Below are 22165 nucleotides of genomic sequence, written 5' to 3' on the forward strand. Positions count from 1 at the left end.
CCGCCTCTGGGCGGCTTTTTCATTCGCCGTCGCCAGAGGCTGGCAGCTGCGCGCGAGTAAAATGCTACCGCATTTTTCAGGGCGTCCCTTGGTTGCTGCGCTGCGGCGTAGCCGCGCCGCCAACGCCGGACTCGAGGGTTTACCCCGGCACCCCAGGCCGGTAAGTTCGGGCCTGCGCTGTGCAGCGTGCCTTAAATGCGGCCTGGGCCGCTTGATAAAAATAACGCCCTGACCTGCCATGACGTGGGGGCCAGATTCCGCGGTCGGCGTGCCGGGGCAACGGGGCGAAGCCGAAGGAACGCAACGATGAGTTCTATCCTGCTGATGCTGGTTGGCCTGAGCGCCATGTCACTGGGCTATCTGTTCTATTCCAAGTTCATCGCCGAACGGATATACCGACTCGATCCCGACTACCGCACGCCGGCCCATACCATGGGCGATGGGGTCGACTACGTGCCGACCAACCGTTTCGTGCTGTGGGGCCACCATTTCACGTCGGTGGCGGGCGCCGCGCCCATCGTCGGGCCGGCGATCGCGGTGATCTGGGGCTGGGGCCCGGCCTTCCTGTGGGTCACGTTGGGCACCATCTTCTTCGCCGGCGTACATGACTTCGGCGCCCTGTGGGCCAGCGCCCGCAACCGCGGCCAGTCCATCGGCATGCTCAGCGGCCGGCTGATCGGCGCCCGCGGGCGCAGCCTGTTCCTGGTGGTGATCTTCCTGGTGCTGCTGATGGTCAATGGCGCCTTCGCCGCGGTCATCTCCAACCTGCTGGTCTCGACGCCAACCTCGGTGATTCCGGTGTGGGGTGCGATCATCGTGGCGCTGCTCATCGGCCAGGCGATCTACCGCTACAAGGTGGGCCTGCTGTGGCCATCGATCATTGGCGTGGCGGTGCTCTACGCGCTGATCCTGCTGGGTAACGCGGTGCCGGTGGTGCTGCCGGAAACCGTGCTGGGCCTGTCGGCCAAGTCGGTGTGGATCCTGCTGCTGTTCGCCTACGCGGCCATCGCCTCGCTGCTGCCGGTGTGGGTGCTGCTGCAACCGCGCGACTACATCAACGGCCTGCAACTGTTCGTCGGCCTCGGCCTGCTGTACACGGCAGTGCTGTTCGGAGCGCCGGAGATCGTCGCCCCCGCGTTCAACACTGCCCTGCCGGACAACACCCCGAGCATCGTGCCGCTGCTGTTCGTGACCATCGCCTGTGGCGCCATTTCCGGCTTCCACGGCCTGGTCGCCTCGGGCACCACCTCCAAGCAGCTGGACAAGGAAACCGACGCCCGTTTCGTCGGCTATTTCGGCGCCGTGGGTGAAGGCATGCTGTCGCTGGCGGCGATCATCTGCTGCACCGCCGGCTTCGCCACCCTGGTGGACTGGCAGGCGGTGTACACCGCGTTCGGCACCGGGGGCGTCAATGCCTTCGTGACCGGTGGCGGCACCCTGCTGGCCAACGGCCTGGGCCTGCCGGCCGATCTCGGTGCGACCATTCTGGCGGTGATGGCCATCCTGTTCGCCGGCACCACCATGGATACCGGCCTGCGCCTGCAGCGTTTCGTCATCCAGGAAGCCGGCGAGCTGGCCGGGATCAGGGTCAACACCCTGGTCGGCACCGTGCTGGCCGTTGGCGTGTGCATGACCCTGGCCTTCGGTGCCGGCGCCGATGGCAGCGGAGGCATGATCATCTGGCCGCTGTTCGGCACCACCAACCAGCTGCTGGCCGGCCTGACCCTGGCGATCATTACCGTGATCCTGATCAAGAAGGGCCGCCCGGCGATCTACACCCTGGTGCCCTTGGTGTTCCTGCTGGCCATGTCGATCTTCGCCCTGCTGGTGCAGATGGGCCAGTTCTACCGCGCCGAAAACTGGCTGCTGCTGGGCATGGACGTGGTGATCCTGATCGCTGCGCTGTGGGTAACCCTGGAGTCGTTCATCGCCATGCGCCAGGGCCGCGACCCGGTCGAGGCTGATGCGCCAGGCGAGGCCCGCGAGTGAGCGGGCGCGAGGCGCCGTTGCTGCAACGGGTATCGGCCGGGCTGCGCGAATTCTACGTCGCGCCGTACCGGCGAACCTTCGCCCGCGCCCGGCGCGACGAGGACGATCTGTTCATGCTGTTGGTGTTCAGCGAAAACCTCGGCGTGCCCAACCCCGCGGCCTATTACACCCTGGAGCTGATGCCGGTGCTGTACGAACGCTTCCACGACTGGCATCGGCGCATGGGCATGGAGCGCTCGCCATTGGACCATATCGGATGCTGCTAGAACTGGCGGAGAAACGTCGCGTGCTGTTCATCGGCGGCAAGGGCGGCGTCGGCAAGACCACGGTGTCGGCGGCTACCGCGCTGGCCCAGGCGCGCAGCGGACGCCGCGTGCTGCTGGTGTCCACCGACCCGGCGCACAACCTGGGCCACCTCTGGGGCCGCCCGGTGGGGCCAAGCCCGGTGGCGCTGGCCGAGGGCCTCGACGGCCTGGAGCTCGACCCGCAGGCCAGCGTCGAACAGCACCTGAGCGAAGTGGGCGCGGCGCTGCGCAAGCTGATGCCGGCGCACCTGGCCGGCGAAGTGGACAAACACATGAGCCTGTCACGCGATGCGCCGGGCATGCACGAGGCCGCGCTGCTCGAGCGCATCGCCGAAACGCTCGACAACGGCCTGCACGACTATGACCTGGTGGTCTTCGACACCGCGCCTTCGGGGCATACCGCACGCCTGATGGCGCTGCCGGAGATGATGGCAGCCTGGACCGAAGGCCTGATGCGCCGCCGTGAGCGCAGCACCGGCTTTGCGGCGGTGCTGCGCAACCTGGGTGGCGACGACCGCGGCTTTGGCGAGACGCTGCTGGGCCGCGAACCGGGCGACTCGGCGGATGATCGCGACACTCAGGTGCGTCGCCTGCTCGATCGCCGGCGGCAGCGCTTCGGCCGGCTGCGCGAGGTACTCGGCGATGGTCGGCAATGCGCCTTCGTCATCGTCCTGGCGGCCGAGCGCCTGCCGGTGCTGGAGAGCATCGAGCTGCATGCCCAGCTGCAGCGCAGCGGGGTGAATGTCGCGGGGCTGGTGGTCAACAAACGCTCGCCGGCCGATGTCGGCGCCTTTCTGGCCGAACGCCGGGAACAGGAGGAGCGCTACCTGGATGAGCTGCGCCAGGTATTGGGGCATCTGCCGATGCAGCAACTGCCGCTGCTGGCGGCCGATGTACAGGGGCTGCCAGCGCTGCACGCCTTTGCCGAGCGGCTGGCCGAGCCCGCCACAGGCTGACGCGCCGGAGCCAGCCGCCAGATGGCGGCGTGTTCCATTCAGCCTCGCGGCGCGTAGGCGAACACGTCGGCACGCATCTGGTGGGCGTCCATCCCCGCCTCGACCAGGGCGTCCAGCGTCGCATAGACCATGCTCGGCGAACCGCTGGCGTAGACATGCAGCGCGCGCAGATCCGCGAAGTCCTCGCGAACGGCTTCGTGCAACAGGCCACAACGGCCCGTCCAGCCACACTGATCGCTGACCACCTGATGCAGGGACAGGTTGGGCAATGCCAGCCATTCATCCCAGTGCGGCAGTTGATAGAAGTCTTCAGGCCGGCGGGCGCCCCAGTACAGGTGCACCGGATGCTGGAAACCACGCGAGCGGCACTCTTCGATCAGGCTATGCATCTGCGCCATGCCGGTACCGGCGGCGATCAGCACCAGCGGCCCGTCCGGCAGCTCGGCCAGGTGGGCATCACCGAACGGCAGTTGCACCCGTGCCGTGCCCTGCTCGCGCAGCTGCTGCAGCAGGTTCAGGGCACTGGCCTCGCGGGCGAGGATATGCAGCTCCAGATCACGGCCCTGCTGCGGCGCCGAGGCCAGGGAGAAGGCTGACTTCTCGCCGTCCTGGCGCTCGATCAGCAGGTACTGACCGGCGTGATAACGTGGCGGCTTGCCAGCCGGCGCACGCAGCAGCACGCGCCACACATCGCCACCCGCGTCGATGCAGCCCAGCACCTGGCAACCCAGGCTGCGCACCGGCAGTTCGCCAGGCAGCAGCACGCCATCCCAGTGCAGCACGCAATCTTGCAGTGGTTCGGCGATGCAGGTGTACAGCTCGCCATGATCCAGCTCGACGCCATTCTGGCGCACACGGCCCTCGACCAGCAGCGCGCCACAGACATGGCAATTGCCATTGCGGCAGCTCTGCGGGCAGGTGTAGCCCAGGCGTCGGGCGGCATCGAGGATGGCTTCGCCAGCGTCGACATCGAGCACCGCGCCGGAGGGTTGCAGGGTGACCTTCATCAATCGATTCCCAACTCGCTCCACATTTCATCGACCCGCTTGGTGACCGCCTCGTCCTTGACGATCGCCCGGCCCCACTCGCGATTGGTTTCGCCTGGCCACTTGTGGGTGGCGTCCAGGCCCATCTTCGAGCCCAGGCCGGAGATCGGCGAAGCGAAATCCAGGTAGTCGATCGGCGTGTTCTCGATCATCACCGTGTCGCGCTTGGGGTCCATGCGCGTGGTGATGGCCCAGATCACGTCGTTCCAGTCGCGGGCATTGATGTCGTCATCGGTGACGATAACGAACTTGGTGTACATGAACTGTCGCAGGAACGACCACACACCGAGCATCACGCGCTTGGCGTGGCCCGGGTACTGCTTCTTCATGGTCACCACCGCCATGCGGTAGGAACAGCCTTCCGGCGGCAGGTAGAAGTCGGTGATCTCCGGGAACTGCTTCTGCAGGATCGGCACGAACACTTCGTTCAGCGCCACCCCGAGAATCGCCGGCTCATCTGGTGGCCGGCCGGTGTAGGTCGAGTGGTAGATCGGGTCACGGCGGCGGGTGATGCGCTCGATGGTGAACACCGGGAAGGTGTCGACCTCGTTGTAGTAACCGGTGTGGTCGCCATACGGGCCTTCCGGCGCCGTCTCGCCGGGGTGGATCACCCCCTCGAGAACGATCTCGGCACTGGCCGGCACCTGCAGATCACTGCCGATGGCCTTGACCAGCTCGGTGCGATGGCCGCGCAACAGGCCGGCGAAGGCGTATTCGGAGAGGGTATCGGGCACCGGCGTGACGGCGCCAAGAATGGTCGCCGGATCGGCGCCCAGCGCCACGCACACCGGATAGGGTTTGCCCGGATGTTTCTGGCACCATTCGCGATAATCCAGCGCACCGCCGCGGTGGCTGAGCCAGCGCATGATCACCTTGTTGCGGCCGATCACCTGCTGACGGTAGATGCCGAGATTCTGGCGCTCCTTGTTGGGCCCCTTGGTGATGGTCAGACCCCAGGTGATCAGCGGCGCCACGTCGCCCGGCCAGCAGTGCTGGATCGGCAACTTGGCCAGGTCGACATCGTCGCCCTCCTCGATCACTTCGTGGCAGGGCGCATCCTTGAGCACTTTCGGCGCCATGCTGATGACCTTCTTGAAGATCGGCAGCTTGTTCCAGGCATCCTTGAGGCCCTTCGGTGGCTCGGGCTCCTTGAGAAACGCCAGCAGCTTGCCGATCTCGCGCAGCTCCGAGACTTCCTCGGCGCCCATGCCCAGCGCCACGCGCTTGGGCGTGCCGAACAGGTTGCCGAGTACCGGTACGCTGTGACCGGTGGGGTTCTCGAACAGCAGTGCCGGGCCACCCTTGCGCAGGGTCCGGTCGCACACCTCGGTCATTTCCAGGTTCGGCGATACCGGCGCCTTGATGCGCTTGAGCTCGCCGCGCGCTTCCAGGCCGCGGATAAAGTCGCGCAGATCGCGATACTGCATGCTGGAACCTCACTCGAATCGGGGCGCAAAGTTTAGCGCCGAAGTCGGACTTGCAGAACAACGTCGATACTACAGACAAACAAAAGCCGGGTTTCCCCGGCTTTTTTGTGCCACCAGTAAGTACTGGATCGTAGCGAGCGAAGGTCAGGCGAGGCGAAAAACGGCGAAAAAGCGGAGTGTACTTTTGTACATGAGCATGACTCGCTCCGCTCGCCCCTTCGGGGCCGCACTAAAGTGCGTTAGCCGCAAGCGGCTTTCTGAGCCGGTTTTCAACGAAGCATGGCATTCGCGCAGTAGATCCTCTTACTTGCGCTTCATGGACATGAAGAACTCGTCGTTAGTCTTGGTAGCCTTGAGCTTGTCGATCAGGAACTCGATGGCGGCGATCTCGTCCATCGGGTGCAGCAGCTTGCGCAGGATCCACATGCGCTGCAGCTCGTCTTCGGCGGTCAGCAACTCTTCGCGGCGGGTACCGGCGCGGTTGATGTTGATGGCCGGGAATACGCGCTTCTCGGCGATACGACGATCCAGGGGCAGCTCCATGTTGCCGGTACCCTTGAATTCCTCGTAGATCACTTCGTCCATCTTCGAGCCGGTTTCCACCAGCGCGGTAGCGATGATGGTCAGCGAGCCGCCTTCCTCGATGTTACGCGCGGCACCGAAGAAGCGCTTCGGCTTCTCCAGGGCGTGGGCGTCGACACCACCGGTCAGCACCTTGCCGGAGCTCGGGATCACGGTGTTGTAGGCACGCGCCAGACGGGTGATGGAGTCGAGCAGGATGACCACATCCTTCTTGTGCTCGACCAGGCGCTTGGCCTTCTCGATGACCATCTCGGCGACCTGCACGTGGCGGGTCGGCGGCTCGTCGAAGGTCGAGGCGACCACTTCGCCGCGCACGGTGCGCTGCATCTCGGTCACTTCTTCCGGGCGCTCGTCGATCAACAGAACGATCAGGTGGCACTCGGGGTTGTTACGCGCGATGTTGGCTGCGATGTTCTGCAGCATGATGGTCTTACCGGCTTTTGGCGGTGCGACGATCAAGCCACGCTGGCCCTTGCCGATAGGCGCACAGAGGTCGATCACCCGGCCGGTGATGTCCTCGGTGGAGCCGTTGCCGGCTTCCATGGTCAGGCGCTTGTTGGGGAACAGCGGCGTGAGGTTCTCGAACAGAATCTTGTTCTTCGCGTTCTCGGGACGATCAAAGTTGATCGTGTCGACCTTGAGCAGCGCGAAGTACCGCTCGCCTTCCTTCGGCGGGCGGATCTTGCCAACGATGGTGTCACCGGTGCGCAGGTTGAAGCGACGAATCTGACTCGGCGAGACGTAGATATCGTCAGGGCCGGCAAGATAGGAAGCGTCTGCGGAGCGGAGGAAGCCGAAGCCGTCCTGGAGAATCTCCAACACGCCATCACCGGAGATCTCCTCACCGCTTTTCGCGTGCTTCTTGAGCAGGGAGAAAATCACGTCCTGCTTGCGCGAACGGGCCATATTTTCTATGCCCATTTCTTCGGCCAATTGCAGCAGGTCGGTAATCGGCTTTTGCTTGAGTTCAGTCAGATTCATATAGGAATGACGTAGTCGTATAAGGAGGGAATGGTAAGCATTGAGCTTGAGAGGCCGCACCGCGAGGAGGCGACAGGCGCCCGCTTTATTGTCGAATGTTCGATTAGGAATGCGTCGGCAGCGGCGTGCAGGGGGTCGCTTAGGAAAAGCGACGGCCCGAATGTAACATCGGCTTTGCAAAGGCGTCTAGCCTTCGGGCAGAAAAAAGCCCCGTTGTCTACGGGGCTTTTCGGCGACGCTTACAGGTTGGCGTCGATGAAGGCAGCCAGTTGCGACTTGGACAGTGCGCCGACCTTGGTGGCCTCGACGCTGCCGTTCTTGAACAGCATCAGGGTCGGAATGCCACGCACGCCGTACTTGGGCGGGGTGTCCTGGTTTTCGTCGATGTTCAGTTTGCAGACCTTCAGCTTGCCCTGATATTCCCTGGAGATTTCGTCCAGCACCGGCGCGATCATCTTGCACGGGCCGCACCACTCGGCCCAGTAGTCGACCAGTACCGGGCCATCAGCCTGGATGACGTCCTGATCGAAGCTGGCATCGCTTACATTGGTGATGAATTCACTCATGGGAAGTCTCCGTGTTGGCACGCAATAACGATAAAAGTGACGGCCATGATAGCCCGGCTAGCGTGACACAGGAAGGCGCTGGCCATTGAGCGTAGCCATAGAGGCTATCGATACGGCCAATGGGCGAGACCGCGCAGAATGCCCACGGCAGACTGCCTGCAAACAGCCGGTCGGCTGCCGGCCATGCGCGTATGCGTTGGCGTGCGCGGTCTATCGTGGCACGATGGCGGGGTTCTGCCTCGAGATTGACTGATCATGCCGCAAACCCACTCCGAGTCCTTTCCCCTGGTTGCCGCCATCGATCTGGGCTCCAACAGCTTTCATATGGTGCTGGCCAAGGCCGACCACGGCGAGATTCGCATCCTCGAGCGACTCGGTGACAAGGTACAACTGGCGGCGGGCATCGACGAGCAGCGCCAGCTCAGCGAAGAAGCCATGCAGCGCGGCCTCGACTGCCTGAGCCGCTTCGCCCAGCTGACCAACAGCCTGCCCCAGGGCGCCGTGCGCATCGTCGGCACCAATGCCCTGCGCGAGGCGCGCAACCGCGCCGAATTCATCCGCCGGGCCGAGGCGCTGCTGGGCCATCAGGTGGAAGTGATTTCCGGGCGCGAAGAAGCCCGCCTCATCTACCTGGGCGTGTCGCACACCATTGCCGACACCCCCGGCAGGCGCCTGGTCGCCGATATCGGCGGCGGCAGTACCGAATTCATCATCGGCCAGCGTTTCGAGCCGCTGCTGCGCGAAAGCCTGCAGATGGGCTGCGTCAGCTATACCCAGCGCTACTTCAAGGACGGCAAGATCACCCCGGCACGCTACGCCCAGGCCTATACCGCCGCGCGCCTGGAGATCATGGGCATCGAGCATGGCCTGAGCCGCCTCGGCTGGCAGGACGCGGTGGGCGCCTCGGGCACCATCAAGGCCATCGGCCTGGCGATCCAGTCCGCCGGCCTGAGCAACAACGGCGAAGTCACCGCCGAAGGCCTGGCCTGGCTCAAGCGCAAGGTATTCAAGTGCGGCGATGTCGAACGCCTTGACCTCGATGGCCTGAAACCCGATCGCCGGCCAATCTTCCCGGCCGGCCTGGCCATTCTCGAAGCCATCTTCGATGCCTGCGAACTGAACCGCATGAGCCACTCCGAAGGCGCGCTGCGCGAAGGCGTGCTCTACGACCTGCTCGGCCGTCATCAGCATGAAGACGTCCGCGAGCGCACCCTGTCGGCGTTCATGGAGCGTTACCACGTCGATCAGGAGCAGGCTGCACGAGTGGAAGCCAAGGCGCTGTCGGCCCTCGACAAGGTCGCCAAGGACTGGGAGCTGACCGACGACTGGCACCGCGAACTGCTCAGCTGGGCAGCCAAGGTGCACGAGGTCGGCCTGGACATCGCCCACTATCAGTACCACAAGCATGGCGCCTACCTGATCGAGCACTCCGACCTGGCCGGCTTCTCGCGCCAGGATCAGCAGATGCTGGCCCTGCTGGTGCGTGGCCACCGCCGCAACATCCCCAAGGAAAAACTCACCGAGTTCGGCGACGAGGGCGTGAAGCTGGTGCGCCTCTGCGTGCTGCTGCGCTTTGCCATCCTGTTCCACCACATTCGCGGCAGCCAGAACATGCCCAGTGTGCGCCTGAAGGCTGGGCCCACCAGCCTGGCCATCGAGTTTCCGCGAGGCTGGCTGGCGGCAAATCCGCTGACCCAGGCGGATTTCGAAAGCGAAGCCGAGTGGCTCAAGCGCATCGACCTGACCCTGACCGTCAGCTGACGGCGGCGCCTGAACCAGGCGCCTGAAGGCTCACACGCGATAACCAGGCATTGCTGGCCGGCGATGCGCGGCAGCGGATCGCCGCGCATCGCCCACGGCCAGGTGCGCTCGCGGCGCTGGCGAAACCCCCGGTAACGTGGCGCAACCACCTATTTTTGACAGCTTCAATAACCATCAGGATAGAATCCGGGTTGGCCTTAAAACCTTACCAAGAGTGATGACGTTGGATAGCACCACAGTTAACAGCCTGTTTCTGATTGGCGCCTTAATGGTGGGTGCGAGCATCGCCGTCAGTTCCCTGTCCACGCGCCTTGGCGTACCCATTCTGGTGATCTTCCTTGCCGTGGGCATGCTGGCAGGCGTCGATGGTATCGGCGGCATCGTTTTCAATGATTATTCGCTCGCCTACCTGATCAGTAACCTGGCCCTGGCCGTGATCCTGCTCGACGGCGGCATGCGCACCCGCAAGGCCACCTTCCGCGTGGCGCTGTGGCCGGCACTCTCGCTGGCCACCGTCGGCGTGGCCATCACCGCGGGGCTTACCGGCCTGGCAGCGGCCTGGCTGTTCAACCTGACACTTCTCGAGGGCCTGCTGATCGGCGCCATCGTCGGTTCCACCGACGCGGCCGTGGTGTTCAATCTGCTCAATGGCAAGGACCTCAACGAACGCGTCGGCTCCACCCTGGAGATCGAGTCAGGCAGCAATGACCCGATGGCGATGTTCCTCACCGTCTCGTTGATCGCCATGCTGGCCAGCGGCCAGACCAGCTTCAGCTGGTCGCTATTGACCGACCTGGTCTGGCAGTTCGGGGTCGGCATCGCCCTGGGCGCCGGCGGCGGCTGGCTGCTGCTGCAATTGATCAACCGCCTGACCATCGCCGACGGCCTGTATCCCCTGTTGGCGGTCAGCGGCGGCATCTTCATCTATGCGCTGTCCGGCACCCTGGGTGGCAGCGGCATCCTCGCGGTATACGTCTGCGGCCTGATGATGGGCAACCAGCCGATCCAGAACCGCAACGGCATCTTGCACATGTTCGACGGCCTGGCCTGGCTGAGTCAGATCGGCATGTTCCTGGTGCTCGGCCTGCTGCTCACGCCCAGCGAGCTGCTGCCCATCGCCGTGCCGGCGCTGGCGCTGTCGCTGTGGATGATTCTCTTCGCACGGCCGCTGTCGGTGTTCGTCGGGCTGCTGCCGTTCAAGATGTTCCACCTGCGCGAGCGGCTGTTCATCTCCTGGATCGGCCTGCGCGGCGCCGTGCCGGTGATTCTCGCGGTGTTCCCGCTGATGGCCGGCCTGGACAATGCCCAGCTGTTCTTCAATGTCGCCTTCTTCATCGTGCTGGTTTCCCTGCTCGTGCAGGGCACCTCGCTGGGCTGGGCGGCACGCAAGGCCAAGGTGGAAATCCCGCCATCGCCCTCGCCGATTTCCCGCAGCGGCCTGATGATCCACCCCACCAGCCAGTGGGAAATGTTCATCTACCGCCTGGGCGCCGAAAAGTGGTGCATCGGCGCGCCGCTGCGGGAACTGAACATGCCCAAGGATACCCGGGTCGCCGCACTGTTTCGCGGCAACGAGCTGCTGCACCCCTCTGGCAGCACCAAGCTGGAAGCCGGCGACCTGCTGTGCGTCATCGGCCATGAGCACGACCTGCCCGCGCTGGGCAAGCTGTTCATCCAGCCGCCGAAGAAATCCCAGGACCTGCGTTTCTTCGGCGACTTCGTGCTGGAAGGCGATGCCCAGCTCGACGCGGTGGCAGCGCTTTACGGGCTGCACGTGGAGCCGGAGGATGTCGGGCAATCGCTGGGCCACTTCATCAGCCACCTGATCGACGGCGAAACCGTGGTGGGCGACCAGATCGAATGGCAGGGCATGGCCTGGACCGTCGCCGAGATGGACGGGAACAAGATCCGCAAGGTCGGCGTCAGATTCCCCGAAGGCGCTCGCCCGGGCCCTGGTCTGTCGTTCTGACGATCCCCCCAGCCCGCCTTTCCGGCGCCCTGCCCAGCGGGCGGGGCTGAGGCGCGGCAGCCAGTGACAGATCGCCGCGCGGGACTTCTCACCAGTCTGTAGACTCAGCAGGACTCCACCCCCGCGATCATGACCATGCACTCTTTCCGTCGTTTGCTTGCCGTTTTCCTGCTGGGCCTGTGCCTGGCCAACTCGCCCGCCTGGGCCGACGCCAACCCGACCGCTGCCGACGTGCAGCGCAGCCTGGACACCCTCGCCGATCGCAAGCTGGTCGAGCCCGAGCAGACCCAGGTGCGCCAGACGCTGGAAAAGACCCTGGATGCGCTCAACGCCCAGGCCGATAGCCAGCAGAAACTGGCCGCGCTGGAAAAGCAGCTGGCCCAGGCGCCCCGGCAGACCCAGGACGCCCACCGCGAACTGGAAAAGCTCAAGGCCACCAAGGTGGTGCCCGTGGCCCAGCGCTACGCCAGCACCAGTGTCGCCCAGCTGGAACAGATTCTCAGCGAGCGCAGCGCCCAGCTCAGCGACTGGCAGAAGCAGATCAACGACGCCAACACCCTGATCATCACCGCACAGACGCGTCCCGAGCGTGCCCAGGCAGAGATCAGCGGCAACCAGACGCGCGCCCAGCAGATCAACACCCTGCTCAAGAACGGCCGCGAGGACGGCAAGCCGCTGAGCGCCGAGCGCGTCAACCAGCTCAAGGCCGAACTGGCCCAGCTGGCCGCCCTGACCCAGCTGCGGCGCCAGGAAATGGCCGGCAACAGCGTGCTGCAGGACCTGGGCAGCGCCCAGCGCGACCTGCTCGACGAGCGCATCAGGCGCCTCGACGTCGAGCTGCAGGAGCTGCAGAACCTGATCAATGAAAAGCGCCGCGACCAGTCCGAGCGCACCGTGGCCGAGCAGTCCATGGAAGCGCAGAAGGTCGGCGGCTCCGACACCCTGTTGTCACGCGAGAGCGCGCTGAATCTCAAGCTCTCCGACTACCTGCTGCGCGGCACCGATCGCCTCAACGAACTGACCCAGCTCAACCTGCGCACCCAGCAGCAGCTCGACAGCCTCAACCAGACCGACCAGGCCCTCGACGACCAGATCAGCGTGCTGCAGGGCAGCCTGCTGCTGTCCAAGATTCTCTACAAGCAGAAGCAGTCGCTGCCCAAGCTCAAGCTCGACACCGGGCTAGCCGACGAAATCGCCGACATTCGCCTCTACCAGTTCGAGCTCAACCAGCAGCGCGAGCAGATTTCCAATCCCGGCGCCTACGTCGACAAGCAGCTGGCCACCCAGCCGCCGGAAAGCGTGACACCGGAGCTGCGCGAATCGCTGCTGGACCTGATCGATACCCGCCGAGCCCTGCACGACCGACTGAACCGCGAACTCAACGCGCTGCTCAACGAATCGATCACCCTGCAGCTCAACCAGAAGCAACTGCAGGACACCGCCACTGCCCTGCGCGCGACCCTCGACGAGCAGATGTTCTGGATCCCCAGCAACAACCCGCTCAACCTCGACTGGTTCAAGACCGCGCCAGCCCAGCTGCAACGGCAGATCTCCGACCTGCCCTGGCTGGACAACATCAGCCAGCTCGGCGCCGGCCTGATCGAGCGCCCCCTGCTGTTCCTGCCGCTGCTGCTGGTCATGGGCCTGCTGCTGTTCAAGCGCCGCTACCTGAGCCAGAAACTCACCGATCTGCACAAGGATATCGGCCACTTCAAGCGTGACAGCCAGCTGCACACGCCGGTGGCGATTTTCCTCAACGTGCTGCTGGCCCTGCCCGGCACCCTGTTCCTGGCGCTGTGCGGCTTCGCCCTGCAGATGGACGCCCGCGGCCTGAACGTCAACCTGGGCTCGGCGTTTCTCGGCATGGCCCAGGCCTGGCTGGTGTTCTATACCGTGTACCGCATCTTCACCCCGGGCGGCGTGGCCGAGCTGCATTTCCACTGGGCGCGGGCCCATGTGGCCTACCTGCACCGGCAGATCCGCTGGCTGGGCGTGGTGGTAATGGCGCTGGTGGCCGTGGTCACCGTCGCCGAACAGCAGCCGTCGAGCCTGTCCGACGACGTCATCGGCATCGCCGTGGTACTGACCTGCTACGGCCTGATGATCTGGCTGCTGCAGAAGCTGCTGCTGCGCGGCCCGGCCCGCGAGAACGCCTCGACCTTCCGCATGTTCATCGGCGTGCTGTTCAGCATGCTGCCGCTGGGCCTGTTCCTGGCGGTGTGCTTCGGCTACTACTACACCGCCCTGAAGCTCAGCGACCGGCTGATCGACACCCTCTACCTGCTGCTGATCTGGCTGGTGGTCGAGGCGGTGTTCGTACGCGGCCTGGCCGTGGCGGCGCGGCGCCTGGCCTATCAGCGCGCCACCGCGAAGCGCGAAGCGCAGACCACCGAGGACAGCGAAGGCACCGAGATCCAGCTGGAAACCCCGCGACTGGACATCGAGCAGGTCAACCAGCAGTCCCTGCGCCTGATCCGCCTGACCCTGCTGGGCAGCTTCATCGCCGCCATGTACTGGGTCTGGGCGGATCTGATTTCGGTATTCGCCTACCTCGACAACATCACCCTCTACGAATACAACAGCAGTACCGTGGTGGGCAGCGCGGCCTCGCTGGTGCCGATCAGCCTGCTCGATGCCCTGTACGCACTGATCATCGCCGCCATCACCATGGCCCTGGGCCGCAACCTGCCCGGCCTGCTGGAAGTACTGGTACTGTCGCGCCTGCGCCTGGCCCAGGGCAGCGCCTACGCCACCACCACGCTGCTGTCGTACGTGATCTTCGGCACCGGTATCGTGGTCACCCTGTCCACCCTGGGGGTCAGCTGGAACAAGCTGCAGTGGCTGGTCGCCGCGCTGTCGGTGGGTATCGGTTTCGGCATGCAGGAGATTTTCGCCAACTTCATCTCCGGACTGATCATCCTGTTCGAGCGGCCCATGCGCATCGGCGACCTGGTAACCATCGGCACCGTCACCGGCACCGTCAAGCGCATCCACATCCGCGCCACCCACATCATCGACAGTGACCGCAAGGAAGTCATCGTGCCGAACAAGACGTTCGTCACCAGCCAGTTGATCAACTGGACCCTGACCGATACGGTGACCCGCATCGTGCTGACCTTCAAGGTCAACCGTGGCGCCGATCTGGAGAAGGTGCGAAACCTGCTGCTGCAGGCCGCCCAGGAAAATTCGCGGGTCATGCGCGACCCGGCGCCGACCGCCCAGCTCAGCCTCTACTCGCCGGACGGCCTGACCCACGAACTGAAGTTCTACGTCAAGGAACTGGGCGACCGTGGCGCAGCGACCGACGAGCTCAACCGGCGTATCGACCAGCTGTTCGCCGACAACGACATCAACCTGTCCAGCACGCCGAAGATGGACATCGTGCTCAGCCGCGCAGCCGCGCCCCACGACACCCTCAAGCTCGATGACGAACAGTTGGCGAGCGCCGAGAAAAAAGACGAGGCCAAACCGTGAAAACCCTCGACACCCTGACCTTCGACAATCGCTTCGCCGGCCTGGGTGACGGCTTTTCAACGCACATATTGCCCGAGCCCATCGCCGAACCGCGCCTGGTGGTGGCCAGTGACAGTGCCCTGGCCCTGCTCGATCTCGACCCGCACGAAGCGCAGCGCGAGGTGTTCGCCGAACTGTTCTCCGGCAACCAGCTGTGGAGCGACGCCGAACCGCGCGCCATGGTCTATTCCGGCCACCAGTTCGGCGGCTACTCGCCGCGCCTGGGCGATGGCCGCGGCCTGCTGCTCGGCGAAGTGCTCAACGACGCCGGCGAGCATTGGGACCTGCACCTCAAGGGCGCCGGCATGACCCCCTACTCGCGCATGGGCGATGGCCGCGCCGTGCTGCGCTCATCGATCCGCGAGTTTCTCGCCAGCGAAGCGCTGCACGCCCTCGGCATTCCCAGCTCACGGGCGCTGTGCGTGACCGGCTCGAGCACGCCGGTGTGGCGCGAGAAACAGGAAAGCGCCGCGATGCTGGTGCGCCTGGCCCCCAGCCATATCCGCTTCGGCCACTTCGAATACTTCTACTACACGCGCCAGCACGAGCAGCTCAAGCAACTCGCCGATTACGTCATCGAGCACCACTATCCGGCTTGCCTCGAACAGCCGCAGCCCTACGCCACGCTGCTCAAGGCGGTGCTGGAGCGCACCGCGGAAATGATCGCCTGGTGGCAGGCCTATGGCTTCTGCCACGGGGTGATGAACACCGACAACATGTCGATCCTCGGCATCACCTTCGACTTCGGCCCCTACGCCTTCCTCGACGATTTCGACGCCAAGCACATCTGCAACCATTCCGACGACACCGGCCGCTACAGTTTCAGCAACCAGGTGCCCATCGCCCACTGGAATCTCTCGGCCCTCGCCCAGGCACTGACGCCGCTGGTGGACGTCGACACGCTGCGTGAAACCCTCGACCTGTTCCTGCCGATCTACCAGGCGCACTACCACGACCTGATGCGCAAACGGCTGGGCTTCACCACTGCCGAAGACGGTGACGAAGCACTGATCCAGCGCCTGCTGACCCTGATGCAGGCCGGCAAGGCCACCGACTACTCGCTGTTCTTCCGCCACCTCGGCGACCAGGCCCCGGCCGAGGCCCTGAACGTGGTGCGCAACGACTTCGTCGACCTCCAGGGCTTCGACGCCTGGGGCGCCGACTACCTGGCCCGCCTCGACCGCGAAGGCTTCGAACAGAGCGAGCGCCAGGCGCGCATGCACGCCGTCAACCCGCTCTACGTGCTACGCAACTACCTGGCCCAGGAAGCCATCGCCGCCGCCGAAGCTGGCGATTACGAACCCGTACGGAACCTGCATAAGGTGCTGACCCGCCCCTTCGACGAACAGCCGGGCAAGGAACATTACGCGCAGCGCCCACCGGATTGGGGCAAGCATCTGTCGATCAGTTGTTCGTCGTGAGTGCGGATGACACAGCGTCAGCATGCCCTCTCCATGCTCACCCGCTAACACTGGACCCCGCACGTAAATACGGATCGAGCAGTGAGGCCCGATCAGGAGCGTTTGCTTCCCCCTTGTAGCAGGCCACCCCCATGCAAACCCATCAGCTCACCTTGTTCGCCGACTACCACCAGTTCTACCTGCAGGACGAAGCAGCCTCGGGTGATCTGTCACAAGCCTGGAACCCGGAGGCCGTCGAGCGGATGCTGGCCGTGGCCGATGGCGTCGTGGGTATCGGTACGCTGCGCAATATGGACGTTGCCGTGACGCTCGAAATCCTCGCGGAACCGCCAAGTGCCGATACCGCCGGCTTCGATCATGTCGTCGAAGGTTCGCTCGACGCGCGCTGCGGCACCCTGGTGGTTGCGGGTTGTACGGATTACTTCCCGGACGCATCGCGTTTCGCCCTGGCCCCGGGCACCTACCGGGTGCGGCTGTCGATTTCCGGCGCCGACACGCTCTCCGAGGATGGCCTCGATGGCGAGGATCACTACCTTGTGCAGCTCTGGCCTGCGCCGCTAGCAGAGCCAGCGGTACTCAAGCAGTATCGGTGATCAGCAGGATGGATTGGCCGATGGCGTAATCCGTGGTTCACCGTGAACCAGCTGGTCGATTCGATCTAACGGATCGAGCCTTCAGCCCACACGCCCTATACATCGCGCACTTCGCTCAAATGCCGGTTATGAGCAGATCAAGCGCCGCGATGATTTCGTCACGCCGCGCCGATAAATCCGCCACCATGGGCCCCAGCTGTTTGTTGGCAATACCGGCCATTTGCGGCGTCATCATCACGTAGGGCTCGCCCTCGATATCAAACCGCGGGGTGAGGGTTCTCAGTATTTTTCCCTGCATGGCGCTGGCTACATAAAGCGGTACGACGACCCGCGTACCGAGTTCGGCGAGCAGATCGCTCTGTACATTGAGCAGCAAGGGCACGGCGGCGCTGGTGGCAGGATTGATGTTCTTGTAAACGGCAAACTGCGTCATCAGAAGCTCCGCAATTCGTCGCTGAACACACCATTGGACTCTACGTGCTCATTGTAAGCCGTGATGGCCTGGCGGTTGTCTGCCAGCCACTGTTCACGCTGCTTTTCCTTTAGCGCCTGGACCAGAGCCTTCTCCAGCGTGGCGGAGAGGTTGATGTCGAGCGACTTGGCCTTGTTGAGCAGATCCTCATTGACGCGAAGGTTGGCCGCTCGTTTCGGGGCATTGAGATCGTATGAAGACAGCATGAGAATTTCCTTGCCGAGTGATGCGCACAATCTATGCGCATAAAAAATCCGAGTAAAGCGCCTTTCGACGCGTGCAGCTATCCGGCCCACCGCTCAGCCGCCACGCCTGCCTCACACAAGACTTCCCCGCGAAAACCCGGATAATGCCGGCCATTCGTTTTGCTTGCCGGTGCCGCCCCATGGAAATCAAGGTCAATTTTCTCGACAACCTTCGCCTCGAAGCCAAGTTCGACGACTTCACGGTGATCGCCGATCAGCCGATCCGCTACAAGGGCGATGGCTCGGCGCCGGGGCCGTTCGACTATTTCCTGGCCTCCTCGGCCTTGTGCGCGGCGTACTTCGTCAAGCTGTACTGCCAGACCCGCGACATCCCCACCGAGAACATTCGCCTGTCGCAGAACAACATCGTCGACCCGGAGAACCGCTACGCGCAAATCTTCAAGATCCAGGTCGAGCTGCCGGCGGACATTTCCGAGAAGGATCGCTTGGGGATTCTGCGCTCCATCGACCGCTGCACGGTGAAGAAGGTGGTGCAACAGGGCCCCGAGTTCATCATCGAGGAGGTGGAAAGCCTCGACGCCGACGCCCAGGCGCTGCTGATGCCGGTGTCCGCTACCACCACCTACATCCCGGGCAAGGACCTGCCGCTGGAGCAGACCATCGCCAACATGTCGGCCATCCTCGCGGATCTCGGGATGAAGATCGAGATCGCCTCCTGGCGCAACATCGTGCCCAACGTCTGGTCGCTGCATATCCGCGACGCGCAGTCGAACCTGTGCTTCACCAACGGCAAGGGTGCGACCAAGGAAAGCGCGCTGGCCTCGGCGCTGGGCGAGTTCATCGAGCGGCTGAACTGCAACTTCTTCTACAACGACCAGTTCTGGGGCGAGGACATCGCCAATGCCGCGTTCGTCCATTATCCCAACGAGCGCTGGTTCAAGCCGGGGCCGAAGGATGCGCTGCCCGAAGAGATCCTCGACGAGCATTGCCTGGCCATCTACAACCCGGATGGCGAACTGCGCGGCTCGCACCTGTACGACACCAATTCCGGCAACACCCTGCGCGGCATCTGTTCGCTGCCGTTCGTGCGCCGCAGCGACGGCGAGACGGTGTATTTCCCGTCCAACCTGATCGAGAACCTGTACCTCTCCAACGGCATGAGCGCCGGCAACACCCTGGCTGAAGCCCAGGTGCAGTGCCTGTCAGAGATCTTCGAGCGGGCGGTGAAACGCGAAATCCTCGAAGGCGAGCTGTGCCTGCCGGACGTGCCGCAAGAGGTGCTGGCCAAGTACCCGGGCATCGTCGCCGGTATCCAGGGCCTGGAGGAGCAGGGCTTTCCGGTGCTGGTCAAGGACGCCTCCCTGGGCGGTGAATTCCCGGTGATGTGCGTGACCCTGATGAACCCGCGCACCGGCGGCGTGTTCGCGTCCTTCGGCGCGCACCCGAGCCTGGAGGTGGCGCTGGAGCGCAGCCTGACCGAACTGCTGCAGGGCCGCAGCTTCGAGGGCCTCAACGACCTGCCGCAGCCGACCTTCGACAGCCTGGCGCTGACCGAGCCGAACAACTTCGTCGAGCACTTCATCGACTCCAGCGGCGTGGTGTCCTGGCGCTTCTTCGGCGCCACGCCGGACTTCGAGTTCGTCGAGTGGGACTTCTCCGGCGAGGGCAGCGACTCCAACGAGCAGGAAGCCGCGACCCTGTTCGGCATCCTCGAGGGCATGGGCAAGGAAGTCTACGTGGCCACCTATGATGATCTCGGCGCCAACGCCTGCCGTATCCTGGTGCCGGGCTACTCGGAGATCTACCCGGTCGAGGACCTGATCTGGGACAACACCAACAAGGCGCTGCTGTTTCGCAAGGACATCCTCAACCTGCACGCCCTGAGCGACCGCGAACTCAAGTCGCTGCTGCGCAACCTGAACAACGCCGAGGTCGACGACTACACCGACATCAGCACGCTGATCGGCATCGAGTTCGACGACAACACGGTGTGGGGCCAGTTGACCATCCTCGAGCTGAAGCTGTTGATCAACCTGGCGCTGAAGAAGTACGACGATGCCAAGGAGCTGGTCGAGGCCTTCCTGCAGTACAACGACAACACCGTCGAACGCGGCCTGTTCTACCAGGCGGTCAATGCCGTGCTGGAGATCCAGCTGGACGACGAACTGGAGCTGGCCAACTTCGAGCACAACCTGCGGCGCATGTTCGGCAACGAGCGCATGGACGCGGTGGTCGGCTCGGTGCACGGCAGCGTGCGCTTCTTTGGCCTGACGCCCACCAGCATGAAACTGGAAGGCCTGGACAAGCACCTGCGCCTGATCGACAGCTACCGGAAACTGCACGCCGCCCGCGCCAAAGCGGCAGGTCTTGTCGGCCGATAACCCAACCAGAGGCGTCAACGAGAAAGCACTTTCGGGTGCTTTCTGCGTTTTTGCGGCCTTGAAAGGTCGCTACGAGAACGGCGCGGGGCGTTACCAGACAGAGAAATCGAGTGCCGGGTACGCATCATCGGTGGTGCACCGTGCAAACGCGACAAGCCAGGGTAGGCCCCAACTTGCGTAAGCAGACCAACAAGAACCCATAGAGGGCACTCAGCAGCCATGGCAACGCAAGGCAATCTGGAAACACCTGAGCTTGGTATCACCGACCCGTCTCAGACCGAAGAGGCCCGGCGCGACCGGCATCTGGAAGGCAAGCTGGACTGGGTCGTGTTCGGTTTCACCAGCCTGCTGGCCCTGGCCTTCGTGGCCTGGGGCTTTCTCAACCAAGTAGGTCTGGCGAGCAGCGCCGCCACGGCGCAGGCCTGGGTGATCGTCAACTTTGGCTGGTTCTTCGTGCTCACCTCGACGATCGTGGTGATTTTCGTGCTGTGGCTGGCGGCCAGCCGCTACGGCAAGATCCCCCTGGGCAAGGATGGCGAAGCACCGGAATTTCGCACCACGTCATGGATTGCCATGATGTTCAGCGCCGGCATGGGTATCGGCCTGATGTTCTTCGGTGTGGCCGAGCCGCTGTCGCATTACGTGAGCCCGCCGCCGGGCACTGCCGAGGCGCAGAGCAACGGCGCCATGCAGATCGCCATGGCGACCACGCTGTTCCACTGGAGCCTGCACCCCTGGGCGATGTACGCCATCGTCGGCCTGGCGATCGCCTACGGCACCTTCCGCCGCGGCCGCTCGCAGCTGATTTCCGCCGCCTTCCGGCCACTGATCGGCGAACACGCCAACGGCCCGGTCGGCCGTGCCATCGACATGATGGCGATCTTCGCCACGCTGTTCGGCTCGGCCGCCTCGCTGGGTCTGGGCGCCCTGCAGATCGCCGGCGGCCTGGAGCACAATGGCTGGGTCGAACAGCCCGGCAAGCTGTTCTATATCGGCCTGATCAGCGTGCTGACCATCGCCTTCGTGGCCTCGGCAGTGTCGGGCATCGACAAGGGCATCCAGTGGCTCTCCAACATCAACATGTTGCTGGCCCTGCTGCTGGCCGCCTTCGTGTTCGTCGTCGGCCCGACCCTGCTGATGCTCAACCTGCTGCCGACCACCCTGGGCGACTACATCAACCTGCTGCCGGAAATGATGGCGCGCACCAATGCCAGCGGCGACGAAAGCATGGACAACTGGCTATCCAGCTGGACGGTGTTCTACTGGGCCTGGTGGATTTCCTGGACGCCCTTCGTCGGCATGTTCATCGCCCGTATCAGCCGCGGCCGCACCATCCGCCAGTTCGTCACCGGCGTGCTGCTGGTGCCGAGCCTGGTCAGCCTGGTGTGGTTCGTGATCTTCGGCGCCGCCGGCATCGACGCCATGCGCGAGGGCGTGTTCACCCTGAACAACGGTGCGGTGGACAGCAACCTCGCCCTCTACGAACTGCTGGAAAGCTACCCGTTCACCTCCATCAGCTCGGTGCTGGTGATGATCCTGGTGGGCATCTTCTTCGTTTCCGGCGCCGACGCGGCATCGCTGGTGATGGGCACGCTGTCAGAACACGGCACCACCGAGCCATCGCGAGGCACCATGATCTTCTGGGGCGCGCTGACCGGTGCGGTGGCGGCGATCATGCTGGCCATCGGCGACCCACGCGATCCAGGCGCTGCACTCACCGGCCTGCAGAACCTGACCATCGTGGTAGCGCTACCCTTCGTGGTGGTCATGGCCCTGCTTTGCATCGCCCTGTACCGCGACCTGCGCAAGGACCCGGTGATGCTGCGCGACCTGCGCGGCAGCGAGCTGATCGAGAAAGCGGTGCTCTACGGCGCGGTGAAGCACGGCGAGGAGTTCTACTTCGTGGTCAAGGAGAAGAAGGACAAGGGCAGTACGACTGAAGGGCAGCCGAGTGCCTGATGGTTCCTGAGGGCACTGCTTCATCTGTGGGAGCGGGC

16 protein-coding genes are annotated in these 22165 nt (G+C 64.1%); 10 read left to right on the forward strand and 6 right to left on the reverse strand.

The window, feature by feature from the left end; all coding sequences use genetic code 11:
• Window positions 1–306 precede the first annotated feature (306 nt).
• The 3 genes from QYS36_RS22435 to QYS36_RS22445 are packed head-to-tail and all read left to right on the forward strand — an operon-like array spanning window position 307 to window position 3250.
• Window positions 307–1989 carry a carbon starvation protein A gene (locus QYS36_RS22435; protein WP_308841582.1) on the forward strand — a complete coding sequence of 561 codons (1683 nt, stop codon included), beginning with the start codon at window positions 307–309 and terminating at the stop codon, window positions 1987–1989.
• Complete coding sequence (locus QYS36_RS22440; protein ID WP_308841583.1) at window positions 1986–2255, forward strand: cory-CC-star protein; 270 nt, start codon at window positions 1986–1988, stop codon at window positions 2253–2255. Before QYS36_RS22435 ends, QYS36_RS22440 begins: the two co-directional genes overlap by 4 nt.
• Entirely contained in the window at window positions 2246–3250 is a 1005-nt protein-coding gene (locus tag QYS36_RS22445) for an ArsA family ATPase (RefSeq protein WP_308841584.1), read from the forward strand. Before QYS36_RS22440 ends, QYS36_RS22445 begins: the two co-directional genes overlap by 10 nt.
• A 38-nt stretch (window positions 3251–3288) precedes the next feature.
• Here QYS36_RS22445 and QYS36_RS22450 read toward each other — a convergent pair whose 3' ends face one another.
• The 4 genes from QYS36_RS22450 to trxA form a co-directional block, all read right to left on the reverse strand.
• Window positions 3289–4257, reverse strand: a complete 969-nt coding sequence (locus tag QYS36_RS22450) for a CDP-6-deoxy-delta-3,4-glucoseen reductase (RefSeq protein WP_308841585.1) — start codon at window positions 4255–4257, stop codon at window positions 3289–3291.
• On the reverse strand, window positions 4257–5723 hold the full coding sequence (ubiD, locus tag QYS36_RS22455) for a 4-hydroxy-3-polyprenylbenzoate decarboxylase (protein ID WP_308841586.1): 1467 nt from the start codon (window positions 5721–5723) through the stop codon (window positions 4257–4259). Before ubiD ends, QYS36_RS22450 begins: the two co-directional genes overlap by 1 nt.
• A 303-nt stretch (window positions 5724–6026) precedes the next feature.
• A complete protein-coding gene (rho, locus tag QYS36_RS22460) occupies window positions 6027–7286 on the reverse strand; it encodes a transcription termination factor Rho (RefSeq protein WP_073262722.1) in 1260 nt (419 codons plus the stop codon).
• A 239-nt stretch (window positions 7287–7525) separates the two neighbouring features.
• Window positions 7526–7852, reverse strand: a complete 327-nt coding sequence (trxA, locus tag QYS36_RS22465; RefSeq protein ID WP_308841587.1) for a thioredoxin TrxA — start codon at window positions 7850–7852, stop codon at window positions 7526–7528.
• A 255-nt stretch (window positions 7853–8107) separates the two neighbouring features.
• Here trxA and ppx point away from each other — a divergent pair, with 255 nt between their 5' ends.
• From ppx to QYS36_RS22490, 5 genes are all read left to right on the forward strand, one after another.
• A complete protein-coding gene (ppx, locus tag QYS36_RS22470; RefSeq protein ID WP_308841588.1) occupies window positions 8108–9613 on the forward strand; it encodes an exopolyphosphatase in 1506 nt (501 codons plus the stop codon).
• A gap of 217 nt (window positions 9614–9830) precedes the next feature.
• Window positions 9831–11582: a potassium/proton antiporter gene (locus QYS36_RS22475; RefSeq protein ID WP_374990487.1), complete on the forward strand. Its 1752-nt coding sequence runs from the start codon at window positions 9831–9833 to the stop codon at window positions 11580–11582.
• Between the two features lie 135 nt (window positions 11583–11717).
• Window positions 11718–15056 (forward strand): mechanosensitive channel MscK, encoded by a 3339-nt coding sequence (gene mscK / locus QYS36_RS22480; protein ID WP_374990488.1) that lies wholly within the window; start codon window positions 11718–11720, stop codon window positions 15054–15056.
• Window positions 15053–16516 (forward strand): protein adenylyltransferase SelO, encoded by a 1464-nt coding sequence (gene selO / locus QYS36_RS22485; protein WP_308841591.1) that lies wholly within the window; start codon window positions 15053–15055, stop codon window positions 16514–16516. Before mscK ends, selO begins: the two co-directional genes overlap by 4 nt.
• A 131-nt stretch (window positions 16517–16647) precedes the next feature.
• Window positions 16648–17109, forward strand: coding sequence for a hypothetical protein (locus QYS36_RS22490; protein WP_308841592.1), 462 nt, complete (start codon window positions 16648–16650; stop codon window positions 17107–17109).
• Between the two features lie 115 nt (window positions 17110–17224).
• Here QYS36_RS22490 and QYS36_RS22495 read toward each other — a convergent pair whose 3' ends face one another.
• Window positions 17225–17542 (reverse strand): CcdB family protein, encoded by a 318-nt coding sequence (locus tag QYS36_RS22495; RefSeq protein ID WP_308841593.1) that lies wholly within the window; start codon window positions 17540–17542, stop codon window positions 17225–17227.
• Complete coding sequence (locus QYS36_RS22500) at window positions 17542–17787, reverse strand: type II toxin-antitoxin system CcdA family antitoxin (protein ID WP_308841594.1); 246 nt, start codon at window positions 17785–17787, stop codon at window positions 17542–17544. Before QYS36_RS22500 ends, QYS36_RS22495 begins: the two co-directional genes overlap by 1 nt.
• A 179-nt stretch (window positions 17788–17966) precedes the next feature.
• Here QYS36_RS22500 and QYS36_RS22505 point away from each other — a divergent pair, with 179 nt between their 5' ends.
• Window positions 17967–20168 carry an OsmC domain/YcaO domain-containing protein gene (locus QYS36_RS22505; protein ID WP_308841595.1) on the forward strand — a complete coding sequence of 734 codons (2202 nt, stop codon included), beginning with the start codon at window positions 17967–17969 and terminating at the stop codon, window positions 20166–20168.
• 219 nt (window positions 20169–20387) lie between these two features.
• Window positions 20388–22127, forward strand: coding sequence for a BCCT family transporter (locus QYS36_RS22510; protein WP_308841596.1), 1740 nt, complete (start codon window positions 20388–20390; stop codon window positions 22125–22127).
• Window positions 22128–22165: the final 38 nt, after the last annotated feature.

The organism is Pseudomonas sp. G34 (assembly GCF_031119625.1).
Lineage (GTDB): Bacteria > Pseudomonadota > Gammaproteobacteria > Pseudomonadales > Pseudomonadaceae > Aquipseudomonas.

Bases quoted from the DNA above. Each gene is read 5' to 3' on its own strand.
- QYS36_RS22495 (WP_308841593.1), bottom strand. From the start codon at position 17,542: ATGACGCAGTTTGCCGTTTACAAGAACATCAATCCTGCCACCAGCGCC.
- QYS36_RS22475 (WP_374990487.1), top strand. From the start codon at position 9,831: ATGACGTTGGATAGCACCACAGTTAACAGCCTGTTTCTGATTGGCGCC.
- QYS36_RS22490 (WP_308841592.1), top strand. From the start codon at position 16,648: ATGCAAACCCATCAGCTCACCTTGTTCGCCGACTACCACCAGTTCTAC.
- QYS36_RS22505 (WP_308841595.1), top strand. From the start codon at position 17,967: ATGGAAATCAAGGTCAATTTTCTCGACAACCTTCGCCTCGAAGCCAAG.
- QYS36_RS22445 (WP_308841584.1), top strand. From the start codon at position 2,246: ATGCTGCTAGAACTGGCGGAGAAACGTCGCGTGCTGTTCATCGGCGGC.
- ubiD (WP_308841586.1), bottom strand. From the start codon at position 5,723: ATGCAGTATCGCGATCTGCGCGACTTTATCCGCGGCCTGGAAGCGCGC.
- mscK (WP_374990488.1), top strand. From the start codon at position 11,718: ATGCACTCTTTCCGTCGTTTGCTTGCCGTTTTCCTGCTGGGCCTGTGC.
- rho (WP_073262722.1), bottom strand. From the start codon at position 7,286: ATGAATCTGACTGAACTCAAGCAAAAGCCGATTACCGACCTGCTGCAA.
- QYS36_RS22450 (WP_308841585.1), bottom strand. From the start codon at position 4,257: ATGAAGGTCACCCTGCAACCCTCCGGCGCGGTGCTCGATGTCGACGCT.
- QYS36_RS22435 (WP_308841582.1), top strand. From the start codon at position 307: ATGAGTTCTATCCTGCTGATGCTGGTTGGCCTGAGCGCCATGTCACTG.
- QYS36_RS22510 (WP_308841596.1), top strand. From the start codon at position 20,388: ATGGCAACGCAAGGCAATCTGGAAACACCTGAGCTTGGTATCACCGAC.
- trxA (WP_308841587.1), bottom strand. From the start codon at position 7,852: ATGAGTGAATTCATCACCAATGTAAGCGATGCCAGCTTCGATCAGGAC.
- ppx (WP_308841588.1), top strand. From the start codon at position 8,108: ATGCCGCAAACCCACTCCGAGTCCTTTCCCCTGGTTGCCGCCATCGAT.
- QYS36_RS22500 (WP_308841594.1), bottom strand. From the start codon at position 17,787: ATGCTGTCTTCATACGATCTCAATGCCCCGAAACGAGCGGCCAACCTT.